15 protein-coding genes and 1 pseudogene are annotated in these 24343 nt (G+C 45.0%); 4 read left to right on the top strand and 12 right to left on the bottom strand.

What is annotated here, in order from left to right:
- Positions 1–15: 15 nt before the first annotated feature.
- The 3 genes from ACETMN_RS17345 to ACETMN_RS17335 form a co-directional block, all read right to left on the bottom strand.
- Entirely contained in the window at positions 16–1449 is a 1434-nt protein-coding gene (locus ACETMN_RS17345) for a hypothetical protein (RefSeq protein WP_411734828.1), read from the bottom strand.
- 9 nt (positions 1450–1458) lie between these two features.
- Positions 1459–2241 carry a hypothetical protein gene (locus ACETMN_RS17340; protein ID WP_256975357.1) on the bottom strand — a complete coding sequence of 261 codons (783 nt, stop codon included), beginning with the start codon at positions 2239–2241 and terminating at the stop codon, positions 1459–1461.
- Between the two features lie 169 nt (positions 2242–2410).
- Entirely contained in the window at positions 2411–3547 is a 1137-nt protein-coding gene (locus ACETMN_RS17335) for a GntR family transcriptional regulator (RefSeq protein WP_091020059.1), read from the bottom strand.
- Between the two features lie 135 nt (positions 3548–3682).
- Here ACETMN_RS17335 and ACETMN_RS17330 point away from each other — a divergent pair.
- A pseudogene (locus ACETMN_RS17330) lies at positions 3683–3975 on the top strand (phosphatidylglycerol lysyltransferase domain-containing protein); the annotation flags it as partial.
- A 750-nt stretch (positions 3976–4725) separates the two neighbouring features.
- On the opposite strand, the gene ACETMN_RS17325 reads toward ACETMN_RS17330, so the two are convergent.
- On the bottom strand, positions 4726–5403 hold the full coding sequence (locus ACETMN_RS17325) for a hypothetical protein (RefSeq protein ID WP_223199714.1): 678 nt from the start codon (positions 5401–5403) through the stop codon (positions 4726–4728).
- Between the two features lie 200 nt (positions 5404–5603).
- Positions 5604–6092: an NUDIX hydrolase gene (locus ACETMN_RS17320; RefSeq protein ID WP_091020061.1), complete on the bottom strand. Its 489-nt coding sequence runs from the start codon at positions 6090–6092 to the stop codon at positions 5604–5606.
- A gap of 502 nt (positions 6093–6594) precedes the next feature.
- On the opposite strand from ACETMN_RS17320, the gene ACETMN_RS17315 reads away from it, so the two are divergent.
- On the top strand, positions 6595–7200 hold the full coding sequence (locus tag ACETMN_RS17315; protein ID WP_091020063.1) for a GNAT family N-acetyltransferase: 606 nt from the start codon (positions 6595–6597) through the stop codon (positions 7198–7200).
- A gap of 184 nt (positions 7201–7384) precedes the next feature.
- On the opposite strand, the gene ACETMN_RS17310 is transcribed toward ACETMN_RS17315, so the two are convergent.
- On the bottom strand, positions 7385–7918 hold the full coding sequence (locus tag ACETMN_RS17310) for a DinB family protein (protein WP_091020065.1): 534 nt from the start codon (positions 7916–7918) through the stop codon (positions 7385–7387).
- Positions 7919–7947: 29 nt separating this feature from the next.
- Entirely contained in the window at positions 7948–8343 is a 396-nt protein-coding gene (locus tag ACETMN_RS17305; RefSeq protein ID WP_091020067.1) for a VOC family protein, read from the bottom strand.
- Positions 8344–9135: 792 nt separating this feature from the next.
- Here ACETMN_RS17305 and ACETMN_RS17300 point away from each other — a divergent pair.
- Positions 9136–10365 carry a sugar efflux transporter gene (locus ACETMN_RS17300; RefSeq protein ID WP_091020069.1) on the top strand — a complete coding sequence of 410 codons (1230 nt, stop codon included), beginning with the start codon at positions 9136–9138 and terminating at the stop codon, positions 10363–10365.
- 128 nt (positions 10366–10493) lie between these two features.
- Here ACETMN_RS17300 and ACETMN_RS17295 read toward each other — a convergent pair whose 3' ends face one another.
- Positions 10494–17810 (bottom strand): DUF5695 domain-containing protein, encoded by a 7317-nt coding sequence (locus tag ACETMN_RS17295; RefSeq protein ID WP_411734826.1) that lies wholly within the window; start codon positions 17808–17810, stop codon positions 10494–10496.
- Positions 17811–18142: 332 nt separating this feature from the next.
- Between ACETMN_RS17295 and ACETMN_RS17290 the strand changes: the two genes are divergently transcribed.
- A complete protein-coding gene (locus tag ACETMN_RS17290) occupies positions 18143–19036 on the top strand; it encodes a helix-turn-helix transcriptional regulator (protein WP_091020072.1) in 894 nt (297 codons plus the stop codon).
- A 136-nt stretch (positions 19037–19172) separates the two neighbouring features.
- Here the strand turns inward: ACETMN_RS17290 and ACETMN_RS17285 are convergent, their stop codons facing one another.
- The 4 genes from ACETMN_RS17285 to ACETMN_RS17270 form a co-directional block, all read right to left on the bottom strand.
- Entirely contained in the window at positions 19173–21158 is a 1986-nt protein-coding gene (locus ACETMN_RS17285; protein ID WP_411734825.1) for a glycoside hydrolase family 127 protein, read from the bottom strand.
- A gap of 377 nt (positions 21159–21535) precedes the next feature.
- Positions 21536–22519, bottom strand: coding sequence for a family 43 glycosylhydrolase (locus ACETMN_RS17280; protein ID WP_411734824.1), 984 nt, complete (start codon positions 22517–22519; stop codon positions 21536–21538).
- Between the two features lie 27 nt (positions 22520–22546).
- Positions 22547–23395 (bottom strand): carbohydrate ABC transporter permease, encoded by an 849-nt coding sequence (locus ACETMN_RS17275; RefSeq protein ID WP_124115006.1) that lies wholly within the window; start codon positions 23393–23395, stop codon positions 22547–22549.
- Between the two features lies 1 nt (position 23396).
- On the bottom strand, positions 23397–24293 hold the full coding sequence (locus ACETMN_RS17270; RefSeq protein ID WP_307535908.1) for a carbohydrate ABC transporter permease: 897 nt from the start codon (positions 24291–24293) through the stop codon (positions 23397–23399).
- Positions 24294–24343 lie beyond the last annotated feature (50 nt).

The raw sequence follows: 24343 nt of genomic DNA, 5'->3' as shown, positions 1-24343 counted from the left end.
CTCTCCTCTCGTTCATCAAGCTTTTGCTTCTGCATTCTCACGATCCCACCTTACTTGAATCTCCACCTTGTTCTTGCTGCCATGCTCATAGTTCAGCAGTACGGTTTTCGATTTTGAATCCCATTTCCATTCGACAGGTACAGTCTGGTGTTGATAGATACTGCAAACGGATATGGGTTCAAATGGGCAATAGAATCTGGCGGTGGCCTGCATGTTGGTCGGACCCTTGGCTACACATTGAAAACCTGTATTCGTTATCGTCAGATCTTCAATTCTGGAAGAGGCAGAGATCAGGCTCACCTTGTCTTGCTGTGGCCTTCCTGCCGTAATGTCGTATAACAGTGCTTGCTCACCAGGAGCCAACCTTACTTCTTGCCGAACAAGCAGGTATGGATCGAACAAGTCCACCAGCGGACCTGGGATAATAAGTGGTTCTTCGGATATGGACTCTTCCAGGACAGAGGCTATGATGTAGGGCCCACGTTTAATTTTAAAATAATGCTTGGCTTCCCAACGGAAGTTGGAATCCTGTAGTCTCTCCCATGTTTCTTTCACAGTCTGGCGAAGTTGATCTGCACTCACTTTACTTGACGTACATGCAGCCGGATGTACAGGAAGCCAATGCACCGCCCCTTTGCCCACATGATGAATCCCTTCCTGTTCTACCTTAAGCCCTAGCTGTTCAAACAAGTGCTCGCGTGGTGAGGTATATGTGGTATTCGTGCTTTCCCTGCGCTGGTCATCATTCCACCATGCCCGGATGTTGTGATAGGGGTCGCTGTCGTCTCCCACATAGATCAACGCACCACCGTCCTGTACCCATTGGGCCAGTGCATAATGGATATCGGAGTGCTCCGGTTTCATGTACTCGTAACTCAACAGCAGGACACGATAGGGTGCCAGGTAATGCGGATACCGCCTCACATTATCGAGCTGGACAGGCCTCACAGGTATTCCGTGTTTAAGCAATGGCAGAGCAAGACCATAGAATGGAGAGAAATCCAGCAGCTCAGTGTCGCCATCCTCTTGAAAACCTTTTGGATCTGTGCCGTCATACTTTCCTGCATTCGGTGCTTCCGGTTCAGGCTTCATGCGCTGAAACATCGCTGAGTCGGCAATCAATACACCAATGCGGGGAGATTCACCATCCATTTCAATCCGGTCCTGATCCATGTTGCCAAGCGTGTGCATGACATGCAGCAATGTCGTTGCATAGTCAGGTGGAATCCGTTCTTTATGCGTGCCTTCATCGGAAGGATAAGTTCCTTTGAAAACTCTTCGCGGCCAAGGTGCGACCTCGTAATGGGAAACCCCGGGATGAAGCAGGGAAGCAGCAACGGTCTTCAGGTAGTTCTGTTTATAGTCGGCCCATGTATAATTCGGATTGTCCTCGATCGGGTCATGCAGAAACCACATTCGTCTGTCTGTACCCCGCACAAGCTCTTGCATGACACCATATTACAGGTAAGCGGTTTCAAAAGTGCGTTCTTTGCGCACCCCTTCATACACGTTCGGTGTTCGTGATGTCCCGGTCCAGATTTGAGCAATATATCCATCTACGGAGGGAAGCTCTATCAATCGAGACTGCGGGCTAACAATTCGCCACTGCGTATAATTGATCAGGCTGTGGGTCGGAACGTAGAATCGCAAGATGCGATTGTAACGTTTCAGAGCGTAATCTTTCATCTCGGTACACAATCGGTCTAACACACGTGTGTATAAATACGCTTTCAATTTGGAAGCCCGAAACTGTGCATCGGGTGAGGAGTGAGGCGGACTCCAGGGTTCTTTGTAATACAACTGCCATTCTCTCTTAAACGATTCCGAGTACCCCCCGTTTACCCAGAATTCAGGTTCCTCCAGATGGATCGCCTCCACGCCAGAATCAACAGCTGCACGTATGCGTTCAGCGATATATTTACCAAAGGAAACCGTTGGGACCATGTAAGGAATAATAGGTTCCTTCCCATGGACAATCATCTCGCCATCGCGATCCATCTGGGCTTCATCCCAGTGCGTTTCCCCGTCTACTTCTCCGTCCAGATAGTCGTTATAGGACCCCCATGCTACTCCTGTCATTAAATGAACCACGTACCCTTTATCCTTCCATTCCTGAATACGTTGCGGCATCGTATCGTCCATTCCATAGACCATGACAAAATCCGTTTGCAGATCATAATCAGGATGATAGGGTGCTGATTCCTGGAATCCGGTTCGTTCTTCTTTCCGATCTCTAACCACAGCTATGACCTCCCTGCCCATGTTGGATTGGTCTTTTGTTGTAAATATTCACCATTTTACAAAATATAATATACATTAAGAATATATTCAATATGTTTTTTTGAGAAAAATAAAAAAGCCCTTTCCGTACATCTACGGAAAAGACTTGATTTAAGCATTGAAATGATGATTAGGGACAGCTTCCAGTCGTTTGACGAACGACAAGTTCAGGTTCAATCAGAATTTTGCTGAAACCTGTAATCTCGCGGCTATTCCGAATGACTTCGAGAAGCTGGTTGCCTGCGCGGATTCCCATCTCTCTCTCAAATTGTTTTACATGCGTAAAAATACTGAATTCCTCCACGATGGAAGTGGGGTCATCAAAGCTTACAATCGATACATCTTCGGGAATGCGAAGACCGGCTTGCTTGGCCATTTGATAGATCTGAACCCCCAGCCTGCCATTCAGCGATATATAAGCAGTCACCATCTTGTTGCTGATATATCGGTACAATGGATGGGCTTCTGCATCCTTCAGAACAGACAGTGGTTTGAAATCTGTAATCATATGTGCAGGGTTAATCAATGCTTCTTTATCCTTCAGTGCTTCAATATAACCATCAATTCGCTCCTGGACCGTGACGGTTTGCAATGGAGAATCCGAGCAGATCGCTATATCACGATGTCCAAGCTCCCATAGATGTTCAACGGCCAGCCTCACGCCCAACCTTCCATCAGCCGCAATGTAATGGGTTTCGACGCCAGGCAAATATCGGTCAATCAGCAAAAAAGGGAAGCCGGATAACTTCATGCCGAGAATCTCCTCGTTATAGTTACCTTCATCCACAGGAAAGATTAACAACCCCTCAGTTCCAAGTGCCTTTAACTCCCTGATCGCATCCTTTTCTTTCTCAATGTTGCCATGTGTCAGCATGATCATGCTGCGATAGCCTTCCTGATTGAGTGACTGCTCGATCCCTTCGATGAGTCGAATCGCAAAGTAGTCGTGAATCGTAGGCATGATCACCCCAATCATTCTTGTACTCGATCTGCCTCCTTTTACTGCCGGAAATTCAGAAAATGAGGTGTCTGCTGCATCTGTGCCTTCCGCGACAAAGCTTCCTTTCCCCGGGACGCGTGCAATCAATTTCTCGTTAGCCAAGCCTGTCAGGGCATTCACAACTGTAATTTTGCTAACGTTAAATCGATCCATGAGTTCCTTCTCTGTCGGTATTCGATCACCCGGCTTCATATTTTCGGAAGCAATGAATTTGCGGATGTAGTCTTGAATTTGTTGGTACAACGGTATTCTATCATTCGTACTCATGATAATCACATCACCAATTCATTCATTATATTTTTATATATAAAATATATTTTTACACATATAAGTACAATAAACAACCGTATAATGCCTGTCAATCCTTCATTCCTTGACTCACCTTCTTTATTACAGTGATTCCCTATTGCTCTGCTCCGGGATGCCGAAGGCAAAATTTTGCCTTTGCAACACTAGCACCAGGTTATGACCACAACAGATTGATCTCTATTGATTTAAGGAGACATTTAAACGAAACTCCTAATGGTACGATGGATGTCTTATTTGTAAATCTAATGGAGTGGGCAAAAGAACAAGGATACTCCTATTTCAATCTGGGAATGTCTCCATTATCCCGGGTAGGTGAAAATTCAAATGCTCATCGCGAAGAGAGATTCCCCCGTCTAGCATTTAAATATGTATCCTTTCATCATGGGGGTATTGATTGCTCTTGCATTCCGGAACAGAATGGTCTATTTTCAAACATTAATTGCATTATGTAACTGTTTTCCAAGCATTCACGTTTTAACAATCTACCTAATGTTAAGAGGTGGTCATGTCTTTAACCGTACTATACCTTTAATTATTGCAATCATTTCTATACTCATTATTATTTCAACAGTACTAGTCAAGCAGCACGTGGTTGCAGATATATGATGTGTTTACTTGATTTGAGTTATTGCTTGAAAGTGTAAAAAACCTAGGTTGCGAACTGGCACCGGTACTCTAGCCATTGGAAAAGAGTCTACAATCCGGGAATTCGGCAGCGCCTTTGGCGTCGCGATCGTCGGAACCGTGAAAACCCCAAGCTTCACTGGGCATTTGCCAACAGGTCTTCAGCACGCAGGTGCTCGCCGAAGCGGTTGCTGCGGCTACCACCTGCCGACACATGATCTCTTAAAGGACCTATAGGTGTTGGGACTGTGCTGGCTAGCTGCTTCAGCGGTGCATTTCTTAGTTGTATCTACTCATTATTCAGGTTTTTGTCTAATCGGAAATGGGAACAAGTTCGTGTCCATTTCGGCAAAGGAACCAAGTTCTTGTCCTAAGCTTGGGACAAGAACTTGGTTCCTTAAAACAAAAAAGCCGCTATAATAGCGGAATGGAACAATGTTCTTGTCCCGCGACATCCTCGAATCTTCTTTCGATGAAATGGTGAAAAATCGCCCCGTAAAGGGGCGGTTTTCTTAGGCTTGCATAAATGCTTCTAACGGTTCCAGAATCGCGAACGTCTTCTTTGCATCCTTCTTACGTTGCTCGTCATAGAGTTTAGTCAACTCTTCGAATGATTTAGCTTTAATCTTCGTATAACTCGATTTGGTGTATCTGATAATGTACGTCTTTACCCCTTCCTCTTCACTCCACTCGTAAACGACATCATATTTGTCCCTCAAATTCTTTAAATGAAGTGACCGGCGCAACACTGCAAAGTGTTCTTCAATGGCTTCATCGCATTCCTCCATAATCTTCTCGTATGTGCAGCCAACTCGCATCAGAATCTCTGATGCCCGTTCATCACCGTATCTCGCGAGAAATTCCTTCAACGAAACCAGCGCATATAGCAATATTTGTTCCTTGTCATTCGGATTCCTGTATTCATAACAGCCTACAACCAAATTGCGGTCGGTCATCTCCTCCTTACTGAATTGCATGTTAAACAAATACTCGAGTGTCTTTTGCTTCATAACGGTTTCCAACATCTGTTCTTTATCAATCCTGATGCCCGTTGTCACCCACGGAAATGATAGTTGGCCGTTACCTTCACGCGGTATGCTACCCCTAAGATTCAAAATCGGCATACCCGTAGCAATTGCGTACGACCTGTTATATCCTTCGCCCGCGAATATTTCCTGTTCTTCTAGCATGTGTTCTGCCTCCTTATAGTACCAAGTTCCATTCGGCGACTATTGTATATCCATAAAACTACCACTTTATTGTGCTGGTCCTTATTAGTTCATCAGACCTTTTCATTAACCCACGAAGATATTTCATTGGTCAGCTGCTTCCTTGTTTTTTTATTGAACTATCGTTCCCCGTTTGCTTAATACACTTTACCCTAATACAACTAAACACTCCTTTGAAGCTTGACATCAAATTCTGTCGTTGACGCAGTTACATACTCCATATAATTCACAGATCCGTTAAAGTTCAAATAAGCTTCATAACGCATGCGGATTCCAGGTAAAGTAATCAAATCCAGAACATTTTCCTTCGGTACCCACCTACATTCGCTCGTTTCATTAGAAGTCGCTAACTCTCCACCCACAGCTTTACACACGAAATCAAACATGACCTTCGTAGGCACATCAGTCACACCGTCATACCACTTATGGATTGCTGTATTCGAAACAACACTAATCAAATGGCTAACCGTGGCATCTATTCCACTTTCCTCTTTGATTTCACGAATGACGCCATCAATTAGGTTTTCTCCTACTTCAGTTATCCCACCAGGATACACCCAACCATCGTCATGAGCTTTTACTAAAAGGATATTTCCAGTTCCATCTTCTACAATTCCGCCTGCAGATACAATATGTGTCGGGAACGCCATTTTACAACCTCCAAATAAGATAAAGTTGTATATTTATTCCGCACAATTCCTACATTTTCCTGCCTTTGTGAATTTCTAAAAGATACTGTCGGCATGATTGAAACAACCTGCCCGTTGGCTTAATGAGGCATCATCACTCTAATATAATTTCTTCGTTCTCTACCGTCCCTAAAGGTATATAAAAAGGATCGTCAGCATTTCTGCAACGATCCCTATTATCATCCACTAGTTGTAAACCGCAGTTGATCTATTTGGTAATGGCGGAGATATTACATAATTAGTAAAAGCATGACCTGAATGTCCACCCCATTTCAATCATATTCTTCTCCATTTTGAATTGAGGGTACCTCAGCCTCATCCCAATCAATATTAAAAGGAATTTGTGATGCATGAAAGTACAATAATTCAACGGTTAATGCATTCAACGTCGATACCAATAAATATATACTAATCCCACCACGTTAAGATAATGAATCACAACGGAATCGGAGGTGTAAATGACATGTATCAAAATGTTACTTTAATAGGCAAGACAATAAAACTCTTACCCCTAGAATCTAAACATAAAGAAGATTTACTTGAAACACTAATGAATCCAAACATATGGGAATTTACTTGGAGAAAAAATGCAACATATGATGATATTAAGCATTTAATCGAACAAGCCATACAAAACCAGCTTCATGGCACCCAACTCCCTTTCGTCATCGTCGAACTCATGTCGGAAAAAATTATTGGAACCACAAGAATCGGAGATATTGATATGATCAATCAAAATGCGGAAATCGGCTGGACATGGCTAACACCGACTTACTGGCGTACAGGTGTAAATACGGAATGTAAGTTTTTATTGTTAAATTATTGCTTCGAACAATTAGCGCTAGTTCGCGTGCAATTTTCCATCAGCGGCAATAACATAAGGTCACAGCGAGCGATAGAACGGATTGGGGCAACTAAAGAGGGCATATTTAGGAAGCATAGGCGGGATACTCAAGGTAGATTTCATGACAATGTTTTTTATAGCATTACGGATAACGACTGGCCGGAGGTAAAAAGCACTCTTGAACATATGATCCATATAAAATACTCCCCAAAAAACACAAGATAGATGTTTGTACAAAAGAAAGTAAAAGAAGCACCCTGATATTTTCCTAGCCAAATGCCATTGGATAGCTCAATAAAAGCCCATCGTAACAAGGACCTTTATTGAGCTATCCTGCCCGTTACTTGAACAAAAGCAGCCGATGACATTGATCAGCTGCTTTGTTGGTTTTATGAGCTATCGTTTCCCGTTAATTTAGTGAATTATTACATAAGCCTGCCTCCACAAGCTTCTCGTCCAGTCTTGCCTTTTGGCGCAAATGATGCCTGCTGTGCATGCCAATCATCTCAAACCAATCACGCGCGTTAAGCCAGCCAAACCAGCCATGACGCACCTTGCAAGCCTGATTCGTTCCGCGAACGTGTTCCTCCCAGTATCTCATTTTTTTTAACACCTGCTCTAGACCGGCTATGATCTCTTCCTTACTATTGGGGTTACGGGTCCTGTTGACTGGTTCCTCAAGTTTAACACGGACATCGGGCCACACTTTTTCGATAAACGCCTTCGTTCCGACTTCAGTCTTGCCTCCATGTTTTTCTTGAGTCTCCATCGTACAAGTTTGAATATGATCGATGTACTCTTCTGCCACATCGATCACGTGAATATACATTTGTCCAATCGACCAAACGTCTTCCTGAAATTTATATCGCAACTGGTCTATCGTATATCCAGCCAGGTTTCGCTTATATTGCTCGATAATAGCCACGGAATCATTTTTTAACATAAGGTTTTCACCCCATCACATAATAGTCGTTAAAGAACCTGCGCTATCTCCCAAATATGCCCGTCAGGGTCGGCAAAACAAGCCGTTCGCCGCCCCCAAGGACGCGTTATTGGCCCATTTAACAATGTAACGCCCCGTATTTCCAACTCGTTGCATACCCGGTCAACGTCGGGCACTTGGATTGTAAACAGGACCCTTGCACCATTCTCGACACGACCAAACTGAGCCGGCTCAATCAATTCTCGTGCATTTGATTGATTTAAGAGGTTTATGCATGTATTACCGTAATCAAATACTGCACAGTTTTCGTCTTCGTATTGGATTAATAGTTGAAACGACTCTTGGTAAAACGTCTTCGACCGCTGCAGATCTTCCACAAATAATGTGATTTCGGTAATTTTATTCCCCCAGCCAGTTATCCCCATCTACATCCGCTCCTATCATTTATTAGAAAACTCTCGAATCATTCCGGTCGTTTGCTTGTTTGTTCCTTCTACTCTACATCCAGTAACTCAATTTCGCTTGGTTGGAACTTTCTGTATGCAATATGTGTTTCGACGTTCTTATTCAACTAACCTGCCCGTTAGTATAATGAATCGAGGAGCAAGATACCGATTAGATATACGCCTAATCGGCAATGGGACTATGTTCTTGTCCCTCGACACGTTCCGTCGCAAGATATAAGCACCGTTCACAGGTAGTTTTAAGCCATTGGTATAAGCAGGAGCTTATAGCTTGCCAAATCATCGTTTGATCCTATGATGTCGACCGGCAGCCCCATCTCCCTTCATTTGGTGCTCATTCCTCTATCTTGTAAAGGGATTTTCGGTGGCTTCAAGCAAAGTTTACAGCAGAATGAGGCCTTGGATCATGCTCCACATGTACTGTCTTAAAAATGTCTATGTATTTCCTTAAAAACTACCTGTTGATAGTGGAACCTCCTTTTTCCGGGAAACTGCCTTTACTTTACTGTACATACACTTACACGAGTCTATGATAGGTTTAGGCAAGCATTTGGCACGAATGTTATATTGTTTGTGTTGTCATTTAGTACATAATAAAGATGCACGATTGATTCTATTCAGCCATGAATGTGAGCGTTTATTAGCTTCCCAAAGTAGTGTGAAGCATTCACCAGTAAGATACAATTAGACGAGATAAAGCAAGGTCATGTATGGTAATTACACAACACAAATTCTGAGGAGTAATTTTACACTATGATCAATCGATTCATCAGCTTATTTTCCATTCCTTCGTATGCGCTACTCTTTATGTGTATGGCATTACAGGGAATGGGCATTTCACTCAGTGCCCCCTTTTTATCTATTTATTTCACGGAACAGCTTGGCGTATCTATTGGAATGTTTGGTCTTTATCTAGCCGTTACACTAATTGCAGGAATATGGATTAGTACGCTAATCGGGAGACGTTCTGATCTCGGCTTGAATCGGAAGAGCGTTTATCTTTTCTCTACTCTCTCTAATGTTCTGGCCTTTAGTGGATACTTGTTTATTCAAGATTTTCCGATTTTGTTCATTTACATGACTGTGTTTACTGCCCTTGGTGCACCAGGAATGCCCCAGTTGTTCGCTATTTCTAGAGAAGCAGTGATAAAGAGTCATTTTACGGAGCGTGCGTTTGCTAATTCTACCTTGCGTTCTGCTTTCTCTCTCGGCTTTATTACAGGTCCTTTAATCGGCACTTTATTACTCGCTGCTATTGGATTTAAGGGGATTTTTTTGGGAACGATCGGAGCTTTCCTACTCGTTGCTCTGCTTGTTTTCCTGTTTCTCCAATCAAACACAGAAATGAAGAACAATAATGCTGAAGCGAATATAAAAAGTTTCCGACTGACTCAAAACCGGAATATTTTAATTCCTTTTCTCATTCTGACACTCATGTATACGGCTCATTGGATGAGCAGCATAAACACGGCTCTCTTTATTACAAACAATCTTGGGGGTACGACAAGTCATGTCGGTTTAATCAGCAGTATATGTGCTGCGTTGGAAATTCCCTTTATGATTATACTCGGTCTACTTAGTGCAAAGTATAGTAACCGAATCTTGGTGTTTTGCGGGGCTATTTTTGGAGGAGCTTATTATTTCGTTATACTTATCTCGAACGAGATGTGGCAAATGCTTGCAGCACAAATTTTGCTCGCTGTTTTTGTCGCCGTCATTTCTGCGATTGGAATTAGCTACATTCAGGACCTGCTGCCTAGTATGCCGGGATATGCTTCCACACTCTATTCGAATTCATCCACAATCGGTAGACTGCTTGGTAGTCTTGTTGGTGGTGGAGTAGCCAGCATTGTAGGTTACCGATATTCATTTATCTTCTGCTTTATACTTATCATCATTGCTGTAATTATGCTTGTGGTAAGTGGACGACAGCCTTCAGATGAACGCAAATTTCAACCTAACTACGTCGATTCAACGGGGTAGTTTAGATTTTTAAGCTTTTTCTACGTATAGGTAATTAACATTGGGCACGGCATTATGCTTGAAGCACTCCCTAAAAAAGAAACCGACCTTGGACCTGCAGAAAACAGGATCAAGGTCGGTTTCTACAATTATAGTTGCAAGAAAATTTTATATAGAACCTGAGCAGCTTCTGCTCTGATTGTCGTTCCGTCAGGACTCAAGGTTACATTGCTTCGCCCGTTTATGAAACCCATTTTAACCATTGCAGCCATATCATCAACTGCGTACTTTGCTACGTTTGCTGCATCTGTAAATCTCTTGAGATCCTCAGCTGTATGGGTCTGCTCAGTTTTCCCCACTGCCCGCAAAGCCCGCATGGTCAGCACAGCCAAATCTTGTCTAGCAATTTCCGTTTCCGGATAGAAGCTGCCGTTCGTGCCCAGGGCGATCCCGAGTGCTTTGGCGATTCCGATTTCCTCATAATAGAGGTCTGTTTGCTTCATATCACCGAAGGTGGTGTTGAACTCTGCTTTGAGATCCAGTGTCCTTACCAACCAAGCTAGATACTCACCTCTTGTGACCTTTTGGCCAGGACTAAAGCTTGTTGCTGATGTCCCGTCGATGAATCCTTTGGACGCCATTGTTTCAATCGCTGGTGCGTACCACGAATCCTTGATGACATCATTGAAGTACTTCTTCGTATAAACAATTGCATATTCACCTGTGTTGGCGGCTGTAAAAACCATGGCTTGCAGAGCACTATCGTATTGGCCATTCAGTAGCTGAACAAACGTACTGTTTGCAGCCATATACGAAACTGTAAGATATTTGGAATTGACCAATTCTTCAACATCAGGAGTATAAGGCAGTCTGATTTCAGCCGGTGCATTCAAGACTACCATTTCTTCTCCATCTAATTGGACAGCGAATGCGATAACAGGTCTGCTGGCTGTTGCGGATTTTACTTCTGAATGTAGCTTTGCCGTATCTAGCCAGCTCAGTGTCAGTTCCACACTTTTGGCACCTGATACATATTTCAGCAAATTAGAAGGTACTGTAGCGGTTCCAAATTCCGTATTAATCTCGATTTTGATGTTGGCATGCGCTGCGGTAAGTGCAGCTGCTGGAAGCTCAACCGCATAGGAATTGGCTCCCTCTGCTTTCGGAATGTCCACCATGATTGTTTTAATATTACTGCTATTCGCCTTTACATGCTCAAGAGCCTTATTAAGGTCTTCCTGCCGGATGGGTGCTCCTTTAGCTTTACCGGTTTTGGTATCCGTCTTTGGTGCCACAATCTTAATCCAATTCCCTTCGACTTTGATGTTTTCAGGAGCCGGTGAAGGCGTGGTCACTGAGACAGGTGCATCCGTTGACGGCGGTGTTTCCGTAGGCTTCGGATTGATGACTGGATTGCTGATAACGACAGTAAGGGATTGGCTCGCATAATGAGTTGCCGTTTCTTTGTATCTTACTTCGTAGATTCCGTTACCAAGACCTGTAACCTCTGTGCCTGTGATCGCATTCCAGCTGCCAGCGTCCACTCCTACTTGCCGATATTCCATTACAGGACTTACACCAGTGATGTTACCATCCTTGGCCCCTGCTGCACTGACATTTACAGCCTTGACTTCTGCACTGGACGGCGGACTTTGCTCCTGCTTGGTTCCGTCAGGCACAACGATCAGGATAGCAAGACTTGGATTGCTCATATCCGTTCCGGCGTACCGGAGCTCGTAGCTACCGGCCTCAAGGCCTTCAATGCTGGTTCCACTAACCGGCATGTAACCACCTTGATCCGCCTTTCGGTACTCCATATCGGCAGTCACATTTTCAATTCTGCCATCATTCCCGCCTGCCGCTGTAGGCGGTGTAATGACGAGTCCTTCCGCTGTTGGTGCCTCTCTGTCTGCCTTGGCTTCATTGCGAATGTCCACGGTTACCGGCGGACTTGCCTTTAGGCTGTCTGTGGCTGCATACCGAATCTGATAGCCGCCAGGCTCCAGATTGTTGATACTTGAACCTGTAACAGGCGTGTAGTCCTCTTCGCCCAGCTTCCGGTATTCCATCGTATCATTCAAGCCCTCAATTATACCTTTTATGTCGGTATCCGAATTGGCGTGTGAGATCACCCACCCACTCGCATCGGGTGCAGCCTGCTCCTGTGTCTGCCCTTCCGGAATAACGACTTCCTTATCCAGGCTGGCGCTCAGCGAACCAGTCTTCATATACCGGACATAATATTTACCGGCGGTGAGACCTGTGACCTCAATATCTGCAATTGCAATATATTCTTCTTCGCCTTCCTTCTTATACTCCATTTCTGTTGTCACACCGATCAATTTGCCGTCATCTCCTTTAGGAATGGACGGTGCCACACCGGCCGGTGTTACTGGAGCCTCACGATCAGGACTGGATATGGCCTGGTGAACTTCCCATTCCCATAGGCCTACACCGTTATCGCCTGCCCGCGATTGTTTGGTCAGGGTAACCCGTAGTGCCTTTACCTCCAGCATTGGATCAAACGTGTACGGATTTGAAGATTCTGCTGGAGAATGTTCAACCACTTTGATTCCCTCCGTAAGCGTTCCCGCTGTTACCCATTCATCAGTTGCGCTATCCGCCGGGATGTAGGAATATACAATCTGGGTAGGCGGTTTGATTCCGCCGCCATCTGACCACAGCACCAGATTCGAACTTTGGATAGATGCACCCTGCGGCCATTCATATTGCACCCACTCCTCTGCGCCTTCATGGCCCCAGGTCCCCCAATGCGCAATGTTGTTGCCATCTTTCTTTCCGTCGTTTACTGCAGCCAGACTCTCCCAAGGAGAGGTATAGCTGGAAGAAGCATTTGCGAGGAAGGCCATATTGCCGTCTCTCGGACTGAGCAGACGCAAATCCATCAGCAGCTTCTGAAGCGCCAGAGTAACTTCTTCGTCTGTGGCATTCGTATTCTTGATCACAGCAGATGATTCTGTCTTCGCCGCTTCTATTGGCGCAAGACCTGGATCTGCAAGGTTCGAAGCATTTAATGTATTTACATAGTTATAGACCTTGATCAGTTCTGTCTTATCTACCGCTCCGGTATAGCCGTATACCTTCCATTCCAGAATACCGCTGCCATTAACGGAAGGCTTCATGTCAATACGGACACCTGTAATATAGGCGGGCTCAAAGGTCGTTGTATTGTATTTATTAAGTTCATTGCCCAATCCCTTTATGTCCCGCGGGGTGTACCATTTCCCATTTTCGTCGCGAAGCATAAGCTGCATATCTTTCGGACGGAAGTTCCCGCCGTTGTCTTGAAATACATATACATCTGTGGAAGAGGCCAGGAATGGCTGCTCCCATTCATACGTCACCCATGACGGATCTCCTTCTCTCCCCCAGTTATGCCATGCACTGTTGGGGGCACCGCGGTTCGGCGAGAAATCTGCCGAGCTTTTAGGTTCAATGCCGTTATTCATCGCTTCCGGATATCCGTCGCCACCAGAGAAGCTAGCAGAAGCCTTGGCTGTCAGCGCCGCATTTTGCAGCTCAGAATTCACGACATGTACGGTAGCCCAAACCTCCAAAGCACTGCCATCTACGTTTCCTCTGGCTTCGAATTGGCCTGCACTAGCATAGCTGCTTGGATCAATGACATCCCAAGTGATTTCCTGCTCTAAATACCCGTCCTCTGTTAAAATATAAATTTGTCTAGGAAGTTCTGGTACTATATCCTTCTTGGTCACTACGCTGAGTGCCCGATAAACGTCAACGGTATCTTCCTTGATCTCTACCGTTACATCCTTACTGGCCTTCTTGTCTCCGTCTGTAGCACTGAAGGTAAACACGTAGGTGCCTGCCGTGCTTATACGCGCATAGGCTGCTGCTTTGTCACCATCTACAAATGAAATGACCGCTGAACCTTCAGGCTTTTGCTTAATGGCCCAAGAGTACTTCAACTGGGGTTCTTCTGCCTCACTATGCACAGGGTCAGGAATGGCTTCCCCGGACAATACCACGATACTGTTATTGGCAACATCCTGAACAGCAGTCACTTGGCCAATTGCTGGAGGTTGTTTATCCGGCGGTGAAGCCAGTTCGAAGATTATCTGGCTGGAGCCAGTCATTTGTCCATCACTTGCGCTAAGCTTAACTGTATATGAGCCTGCTTTAGTACCTGTAGCCTGTGTAATACTTGCTTTCGAATGAGTAAAGGTTAGCTTGGAGCCTTGTGGGGCGCTGACCACTTCCCATTGATAAGACAGAGTCCCTTCCGGCGCGCCATCATCGGTTACAATCCCATTCAGCATCAATGGAATCAACGCCTGTGGATGCTGTGTCGCCAGCTCTACAGTAATTTGCGGAGCTTCATTTTCACCGCCGGCTAACTTTTCAATGATCAATTCACCACGCTGCATGCTTCCCATCTGAAACATGGCAACGCCTTCATTGTTCTGAACATAGAACTGTCCGGCAGCTGCACCATTCAGCTTCATGGTATAGTAGCCATTCTCCATCCCCACTCCATCGAACAAAATCCGTGAAGTATGCTCTTTCCCTGATGGATTCAGGAGATGGAGAGTATAACCCTTACCATCTTTTTGAATTTGCGCGCTTTCCACTTTATCGCTTTCTAGCTCTAAATAGATTTTCTCGTTGATCAGATTGATCCGTTTGCCGAAACCGTCTTTCGGCGTAATGTTGTAGCTGTTTCCTTCGTCAGTGACCAGCGCTCCATAACCGAACAGCCCGAATATCGGATCTGTAACAATATCAGAGCTGATGCTGAGAAGGGAACCATAGAGGCCTTCTTCCGATTCGCCCGAAAAATCATTCCAGCCGTTACTCATGACGCGTGATCCGCCATCGTATACGTCCTTCGTACCCGTTCCTCCCTTATACATCGAATATCTCCACGAGGTGCTGCCAACTGAATTAGCCGAAATCTGTCCCATATTGACGGCATTGAAGTTCGAAATCTTCGCGGCATAATTGCGCTGCTGTGCAATTGGCTTCTGCTCCACCGATCTGCCATCATTCTCATACCTTAGCCAGTCATCCATAATGTAACCTGCTAAAGACGCAGTATATTGGAAATTCCACCAGCCTTCACCGCCGCGGAAAACAGGCACGGAATAATGGAACCAGGTAGGTTGAATCCCCCGCATGGCACGTGTTTTCCAATCGGCCATCTCCATACTTTTCTCAGCTGCATCTGTAAGCGCATCTGCTGGATAGTACGTACGCAGCGCCTTCGCTGCTGCATAAGCCCCTTCTTCGCCAGTATTATCATATTCAAATTCCGAACCGTAAGGATAAGTGGCCCTAGTCATATTCCGTCCCTTGTCGAGGGCGAACTTCTTCTGCAGATTGGTAGACTCGGTCTGCATCCCCTCTTCCTTCAGTGCTTCAATCAGATCAGGGATTTGCTGCTCGCCATAGAATCCGATGGCTCCGGTGGAAACACGCTTATAGTAGATGTTATAAGCTTTCTCCAGATAAAACTGAGGCGATTCCCGGTACTCGATCAGATTAGGATAAGCCTTCTGAATCCGGTACATGTTGAAAAATCCGGTAGCTTCCATGATTTCGGAGAACGCCCGTGTATAAGGTTTATCTTTGTCAGTGTACGCTCCAGAGTCTTTCAGCCAGTTCGCAACGATGTAGCTATCCTGCGTATTCTTCATGTATCGTTCCCACATGAAGTCGATCAGGTATGTCTCGATAGAGCGAATTTCATCGGGGTTGGGGGCCAGATAGTTTTTCATGGTCATGAAGTTGATGTTGTCATGGCTCCAGTCATCCCCCCAATGGCTTGTATTTAGATCGATGCCGCTTGTAAGATACCAGTCGAAATAGTTACCGTAAGTCGGACTTTCCGGATTTTTATCCTGTGTTTGCTGGACCATGAATTCGGAATGGGCATCCGAGATTGCATCCAGCTCGGCTAGAACATTGAATTCAAATTGAGTGAATTTATCCACCCATTCGTTGCCGTCCTTCAGCTTATATTCAATACGCACGCTGTTATTGCCGATCGAATCAAACTGAAGTGAATAGATATGATGCTGTTCGCCATTTACGATCTTGGTCTCCACAAACTCAACCGAATCGTGGTAGCCAGGGTTTCCGTCAGGCAGTCCACGTCCGGCCCGCGAGTTGTCAACCATTTCCTTTCTGCTCTTCCCTGGCTTGATATCCGGAATATGTGCTTCGTCAAACGGATCATTCTCTGCCACATTTTGAATATCGATGGATTGTACATCAACGATACTGTCGTCGTAGTGCAAGTCTAGCTTGACAGGCATATTGATCGCTGTCTGGAAGCCCGGCACCGCTAAGGCATCAATCATGCCTGATTTATATAGGATGGATCGGAGATTGGCTTCACGGTCTTCCATCGAAGTCGAACTGTTATTTGGGCTTTGGGCGCTTTCCTGCGGCGTATTGTCACCTCCACGGACTGCTGAGAATTTGAACTTATATGTCTTGGACTCATCCGGTCCTAGGACGATGCTGGAAGCATCAGTAAAGTATCCACGTCCCGTTTTTTGGATTTCTTTGGAGTGAATATAAAGCACGTTCAGCCCCGGATACCAGCCACCACTGTCCCCTGTCCAGTTTTTAAAGGTGTCTGCAGCACGTCGCTCTCCTGCTTCATGCATCCAATAATCCACATACTCGATTCGAGCGCCGCTCTCCGGAACAGGAGTAAAGAGCATGAAATTCCCCTCACCACTGGTGCGAATGGCATAAGAATACCCGCTGTCAGCACCTGCGAAATTATGCACCGTCACACGGTCATCATAGGTATCGGATAAGGTCTGATATTTGTTATTCCAAGGCATCGGCAAGCCGATATCCCCGAATTCGATATACTGATTGCTCTTGTTCTTCAGCGTAATTTCCCAAAGCAGTGAACCGTCATCGGTCTCCATATCAAAAACGGATTTCACATCAAAGCCCTTCATTACCCGCTGGTCTGTAGAATTCAGCTTCTGTCCAATAAAGTTGACTTCTACCTTCTTGCCGTCTTCTGATGCGTTCTTTTTCATATAGGGGTTATCCGGATTAATGGTCGAAACTTGTGTAGATCCCCCCGCAGCCAATGTTTTATTGGTATCAACTTCTACAAAGCCGTCCCTGTTATCAGGGAATTGTCCATTGGCACCCGTACGGTAAGAGAAGATTATTTCACCCATCCACTGGTGCTGTGTACCATTCTGCGGTGATGTAGTGTTAGGCAGGACGAAATTGATTGGCTTCCCCTGTTTATTGGTAGGATTGTTGTTGATATAGAGCTCCTCAATCTGACCTAAGTCGCCGACTTTGGCCGACAAGCTGGCATTGGAGATTCCGGTCTTTACTGCAGCCGTCGCGGCCCCAGGCAAAGCGCTAACCTGCAGCGGCAGACTTGAAAATGCCAGGAGCAGCGCGATCATAAGCGGCTTCCACTTCTTCGAAATCATTGTCATTATAACCTCCTATATATATGTGATCATATCCATTAGGGGTTTAATTCTCTTAAACCGGTAAATATAGGTTCTTCTATGAAATACCTTTGACCGATCCATCGAAAATGACGTTCATTCTTTGTCTAAAGTAGACTTCCTTGTTCGAAGCAGAGGCATTAAAAACAGGAATGTGAACCTTGGGACATCCATTTTATTTCGTCATAGCGCCACTACAAAAGGTAGAATGGAATTTCGTAAGCGCTTTATTTTCTATCTTACTTGCTGTATCATAAAAATAAATGCTCGATGACAACATGAATTTTAAATATTTCAACCTGTTCGGAGGTGCCGGATTGGACTCGCCCATTCTTCATTTCATCACCCCGCCCATTCCATATTTTATTGATTGCGGACGTGCTCGTTACGAAGCCGGTGAATATCACATTAGCCGCAGTGACATCGGTGTCTTTGATCTAATTGTTGTTACACGCGGTTCGCTCGCCATTAGCGAGAACGGAAATGAGTGGCTTCTGAACCAAGGAGAGGCCCTGATCCTTAAGCCGGATGGACATCATTACGGCAGCGCAGCCTGTAAAACGGAAACGGAACTGATCTGGATTCATTTTCAAACCTTTGGCAGCTGGAGAGAGTCTGCCAACATGGACGAATGCCTCACGAATCAAGCCGAACTAATCGAAACACATAAGGTGAGCGCATATCTGAACCACTGTGATGTCTGTTCCATCTTCATTCCCAAACATTTGCACATTGCAATCAAAGATATGGAACTGTTGGAGCATTTCTCTCAGCTTGATCAGGAGCCTCAGTCCATGCGCAATTGGAAACGACAGGCGACATTCCAGCAATTTATGCAGCATCTGGATCTTGGGCTGTCTTCAATGTTCGACGTTGCCGCAATCCGGATTGCCGAGAAAGTTGAACTCTACATCCGCCACAATTACCCGCTACCGATCTCCAATCCGATGCTGCAAAAGGAACTCAACTACCATCCAAACTATCTCGCACGCAGCATGCTGAAAGTGTATGGCATGACACCCATGGAATATCTGCTGCATTACAGAATCGAACAGGCCAAAAAGCTGCTGCTGCAAACCGCCTGGTCCGTTGCTCGCATCGCCGAAGAGATCGGCTTCAATCATGTATCCTACTTCTCTTCCTGTTTCTCGAAAAAAGAGGGCATCTCTCCTTCCAACTTCCGCAGCAAGTTTACCAACTCAGATAAATAAACTGACTCAATCAGAACTGATGCCGTGAAAAAAGTGTCCGCTCACCAAAGATCGCGTTATCCTACAGCGCGTATTCTGGGTCTATCGGGCGATTTCCTTTTGCATACCTTTTACAGCAGTACTAGTAGACTTCTTCTTATTCGCTTTCGCGAATCCAAACGCTCATTTCTCCTTCATCCCGATTGGCCCAAGTGAAGTAAGGAATGAACCGAAGCTCGGCAGGCTGTGTATTCCAGTGGACATTACTGCGATACAGATGTATTCCCCAGTCTTCTTGGGATACGATTCGCTGCCCGATGGTTGTAAGTGCCGGAACCCCCAGAGGCATCCGTTCCCCGCTACCGATATGAAACTCGGCATCCCGGGGCAGCTGAATGCGATGCAATCCGTGGCCATTGTCGACTTCTTCGAGACAGTACATAAATGGTCCTCGCTGGATGGCTACTTTTCCGAAAGTGGCTTTGATGTGATCATGCCCTTTCATCCGAAGCAACTCCGTAGGGAAGTGAAGTTTAATCTCATCACCGGCTTCCCACGAACGGGTCACCTTAATATAACCGTATTCAAAAGTAAACCCATCCTGTTTGCTCTTCTCCCCATTAATCCACAGCTCGGGAATCTTGCACCAATCCGGCTTTCTCAAAGCTATCGTAAACTTCATTCCCTCTGGAGAATCGGGCCGAACGATCAGCTTCACATCTCCAGTGGAAGTATAGTCAGAGTCCATGGTTAGGGCTGCTCTCCTGCCCTGAAGTGTGAATTCCCCTTCCCCTCCGATGTACAATTGCACATACAACGTAGCCTGTTCCACAGCCGGGGTATATACATATTGATCCAATGAAGCAATTAATCGCGCAATGTTCGGCGGACAGCAGGCACAACCAAACCACCCTTGCCGGCGTGTTCGTACGTGGGCATAATTAGGATTCACACGTTGAATCTTCGGATCGACTTCAAGCGGATTCACATAGAAGAAACGTTGACCATCCAGAGACATTCCACTAATCACCGTGTTGTACAGAGCTCGCTCCATAACGTCTGCGTACCGGCTATCCTGCTCCATCTGCAGCATGCGCTTCGCCCAAAAGATCAGGCCAATCGAGGCACAAGTCTCTGCGTAGGCGGTATCTCCCGGCAGATCATAATCGCCTGTAAATGCTTCTTCTTTGGCTGATGAACCAATGCTTCCCGTAATGTACATTCGCTTGCTTACGATGTTGCTCCACAACCGTTCACAGGCTTCTTTCAGCGGTGTATCCCCCGTCTTCGCAGCTACATCTGCCATAGCCGCGCACATGTAAACCAGTCGAACCGCATGGCCTTCTGCTGTCGACTGCTCCCTAATGGGCAGATGGGACTGGGAGTACGTATGACGGTGAACCATGTCCAACTCGCCAAAATGTATGGTACGGCCCCTTTGCTCCCATTCTTCTACAAAAAAATGCGGACTCGCTCCCCGCTGATCCAGAAAATAACGGCTCAGTTCCAGATATTTCTCTTCCTTTGTCGTCTCATACAATTTGAAGAGTGCAAGTTCAATCTCCTGATGCCCATCATAACCTGGCAATTGTCCCGGCTCTGTACCAAACACGGTGCCTATATGATCCGCCAGGCGAATAACCACATCCAGCAGCTTGCGTTTGCCCGTGGCATGATAGTACGCCACACCAGCCTCAATCATATGTCCTGCACAATAAAGTTCATGACACTCGGCGAGGTTCGTCCAGCGCGCCCCAGGTTCACGCAGGGTGAAGTACGTATTTAAATAACCATCGGCTTGCTGTGCCCGAGCTATGGTCTCAATAACAGAATCCACGAGGACTTCCAGTTCCGGGTCGGGCTTCGCGGAGAGCAGGTACGAAGCTGCTTCAATCCATTTCGCAACATCGCTATCCTGAAAAACCATGCCATAATGAACGCCCTCTTCATCCCCTGCAGCAATGCGAAAATTCCGAATGGCCCGGCTTGGTTCAGCTCCTTCGATACGGTCATTGAGCGCCTCCCATTGATAAGGGACAACTACGTTGCGGACCAGTTCAATATAATGTGACCAAAATGGGTCATTGATTTTATGGCTATAACCTGATGTCTGCGGATGGTAAGGGACCTCTGGGTTTGTCATGGGAACCTCTCCTCGTTCTTTTTAATAACTTTATTTTACAAATCATTACATCAGGGTGAAATCATCATTTCCAACTGAAATTTACATAATTACAACCTCGTACATATGATAACCTTGTAACAAATCAGAAACTTACCCCCTTACGGTTCCTCTCGCTGTAAGTGATTCAAAGCCCGTTCTTTAGATGCACATCTAAACGGTAATTGGACAATGTTCTTTTCCATTCTGGCAATCGATAGAAGTTCTTGTCCTTGGCATGGACTAAAACTCGTACCGATCACATAAAAAAACGCCGATCCTATTGATCAGCGCCTTTTTTTATTGATATGATTTTCCGGGATAACTGAATCCATCAACCAACCTTGTTGGACACTCGTTCACTTTACAGAACGTGCAAGTGCTGCAACAGAGCCGCGGAAATCAGGTCTGCCGTCAGCCGTCCACAAAAGCTCCGTCACAAATGTATGGCGATTCGGATCGTACAGCGGATCTCCTATAATATTCTTGTACGTTCTTGCGTGGAACACAAATAGCGTCTTTTCGTCGGCCTCTGACACCGTGAAGGAATTATGACCGGGACCATACATCGAGATGCTCTCATCTGTCGAGAGAACCGCTGTTTGTGACTTGCGCCATGAGGCGGCATTGAGCAAATCCGCATCCGCATCGGCTTCAAGCAGGCCCATGCAATAATTGAAATCGGTGGCGCTAGCCGAGTAAGAGAGGAATACCAGATTACCCTTTCGAAGAAAAGCCGCGCCTTCGTTCACTTTATAACCAATGATCTCCCAGTCATACTCCGGCGTCGAGATCATCGTTTGCGGCCCAGTCAACGTCCACGGATTGCTCATTTTGGATATATACAGATTAGAGTTACCTTCGATATTCGGATCCTTTTGTGCCCATACGTAATAACGGCTGCCATTATGCTCAAAGGTAGTGGCATCGAGGGCGAAGCTTTCCCACGCGGTACGAACCTGTCCTCGTTCCGTCCAACTGCCTTCGAGCGGATTGGCATTTTCATTCTCTAGCACGTACATCCGATGGTCGAACAAGCCTTCATTCGTTTCCGTCGTGTGTGCGGCAGCGAAATACACGTACCATTTGTCATCAATAAAATGCAGTTCAGGTGCCCAAATATTGGCACTAAGGATACCCGTCTCGCGCTTTCTCCAGATCACTACAGGAGTTGATGTAACAAGCCCCTCAAGGTTCTGGGCTCTACGGATTTCAATCCGGTCATACACCGGAACGGATGCTACGAAGTAATAATAACCGTCTGAATGTCGGTAAATAAAAGGATCAGCTTTCTGCTCAATCAGTGGTTGTACGTCGTGTAACACTCTTTTTTGGACTGCCATCTTATCACCTGTTTCATCATAATATTACTACCCTTTAACAGCACCTGCAGTCATACCGTCTATGAAGTATTTCTGGAAAGCAATGAACAGTATAAAAATTGGAATGATGGAGAAGAAGGAGCCCACGATCAATAGATCATAGTTATTGCCATAAGGAGTTAATAACGTTTTCAAACCGATTGGAAGTGTATATTTACTCTGATCTCCTAACACCATGAATGGCCACAACAGATTATTCCAGCTATTCATACCATTCAGAATGGCCATTGCCGCAAAGGATGGCTTCATAATCGGCATAATTAGTCTGAAATATATCGCATACTCGTTTGCCCCATCAACCCGCCCAGATTGAATAATCTCTTTGGGTATGCTTCTTAGATATTGCCTGAAGAAAAATATTGTCGCGGCATTGGCTATACCCGGCAAAATGATTGCCGAATAGCTATTCACCATTCCCAAATCATTAATTAGGCTATATAAAGGAACCAGCAGTATTTCGAAAGGCACCATCATAATGAGCAAAACACATATAAAGAGGAAGTTCTTACCTTTAAAATCATATGCTGCAAAACCATAAGCAACAAATGCGCTTACAAAAAGTGTTAAAACCACTTGAACGATTGTTAAAATCATACTGTTCCAAAACCACACAAAATAATCATGTTCTCCAGTAAACAGATAGATGAAATTATTAAAACTCATGATTTCAAAATCCAAACTTAGGTTAAGACCATATCTAACTAACGATTCACCAGGTTTAAAGGAAGATAGGGCCACTGCATAGAATGGAATCATAATTAAAACGAATAGTATAATGAATAAACAAATAATTACTATTCTAGAGATGAAATCACTCCTCGTCTGACTTTTGCCCACTTTAATCCTCCTCCTTTTTGAACATTCCACTAAATTTCAACTGCGTTAAATTGATAACCATAGCAATGACTAACAGAATGATACCAACTGCAGCTGCGTAACCCAGCTTATTCTGCTCAATCCCTTGTCTATACAGGTATCCAACAATGGTTAAGCCAATATTTTTGGGTGAATTGTTACCGTTAAACATCATCAGGCTCTCGGTAAACATGGCTAAACCTGCATAAACACTAATTGTCGTGACATATACCGTGGTCGGCTTCAATAATGGCATTGTGATCGTTCTAAACTTCTGCCAAGCAGATGCCCCGTCAATTGAAGCAGCCTCATAATATTCATTGTCAATGCTTTTCAAACCGGATAGATAGTAAAGCATATTAACACCTGTCCATCTCCAACATGCGAGGATCAACAGTGCTGCCATACTCCAATTTCCGTCTTTCAAAAATTTAATAGGCTCTATACCAAATAGCCCCAGGAAACTATTCATTAATGAACCTTCCATTTCACCGAATGTAAGGCGGAAAATGGTACCCGCTACTGCGACAGAAGTCAATGCAGGGAGAAAGAACGAAGATTTAAAAAACTCTCTTCCCTTCATTAACTTACTGTTTATCATAACGGCGAATAACATTGGGAAAGGAATTAACAGCACTAAGGTTCCTAACATGTACACAACGCTATTTCTAATAGATGTCAAAAACACTTTATCAGTAAGTAATTTCGAATAATTCGCTTCACCAATCCATTTAGGATCCTGTCCCAACATCCTATCTTGAAAGCTCATTACGAATGAATTTACAAGCGGAAAAAACCAGAATATCAAAAATATGAGTATAAATGGCAACACAAAAACATAAGGTGCAACTTTTTGAGAGTATACAAATTTCTTTATCATATTCTCAATCTCCCTTGACTAAGGTTAAACCTGCCGACTACTATACCTGC

The sequence above is a fragment of the Paenibacillus sp. M2 genome (assembly GCF_046713495.1).
Taxonomy (GTDB): domain Bacteria; phylum Bacillota; class Bacilli; order Paenibacillales; family Paenibacillaceae; genus Paenibacillus; species Paenibacillus amylolyticus_B.
This window is presented reverse-complemented; position numbering and strand designations above follow the sequence as displayed.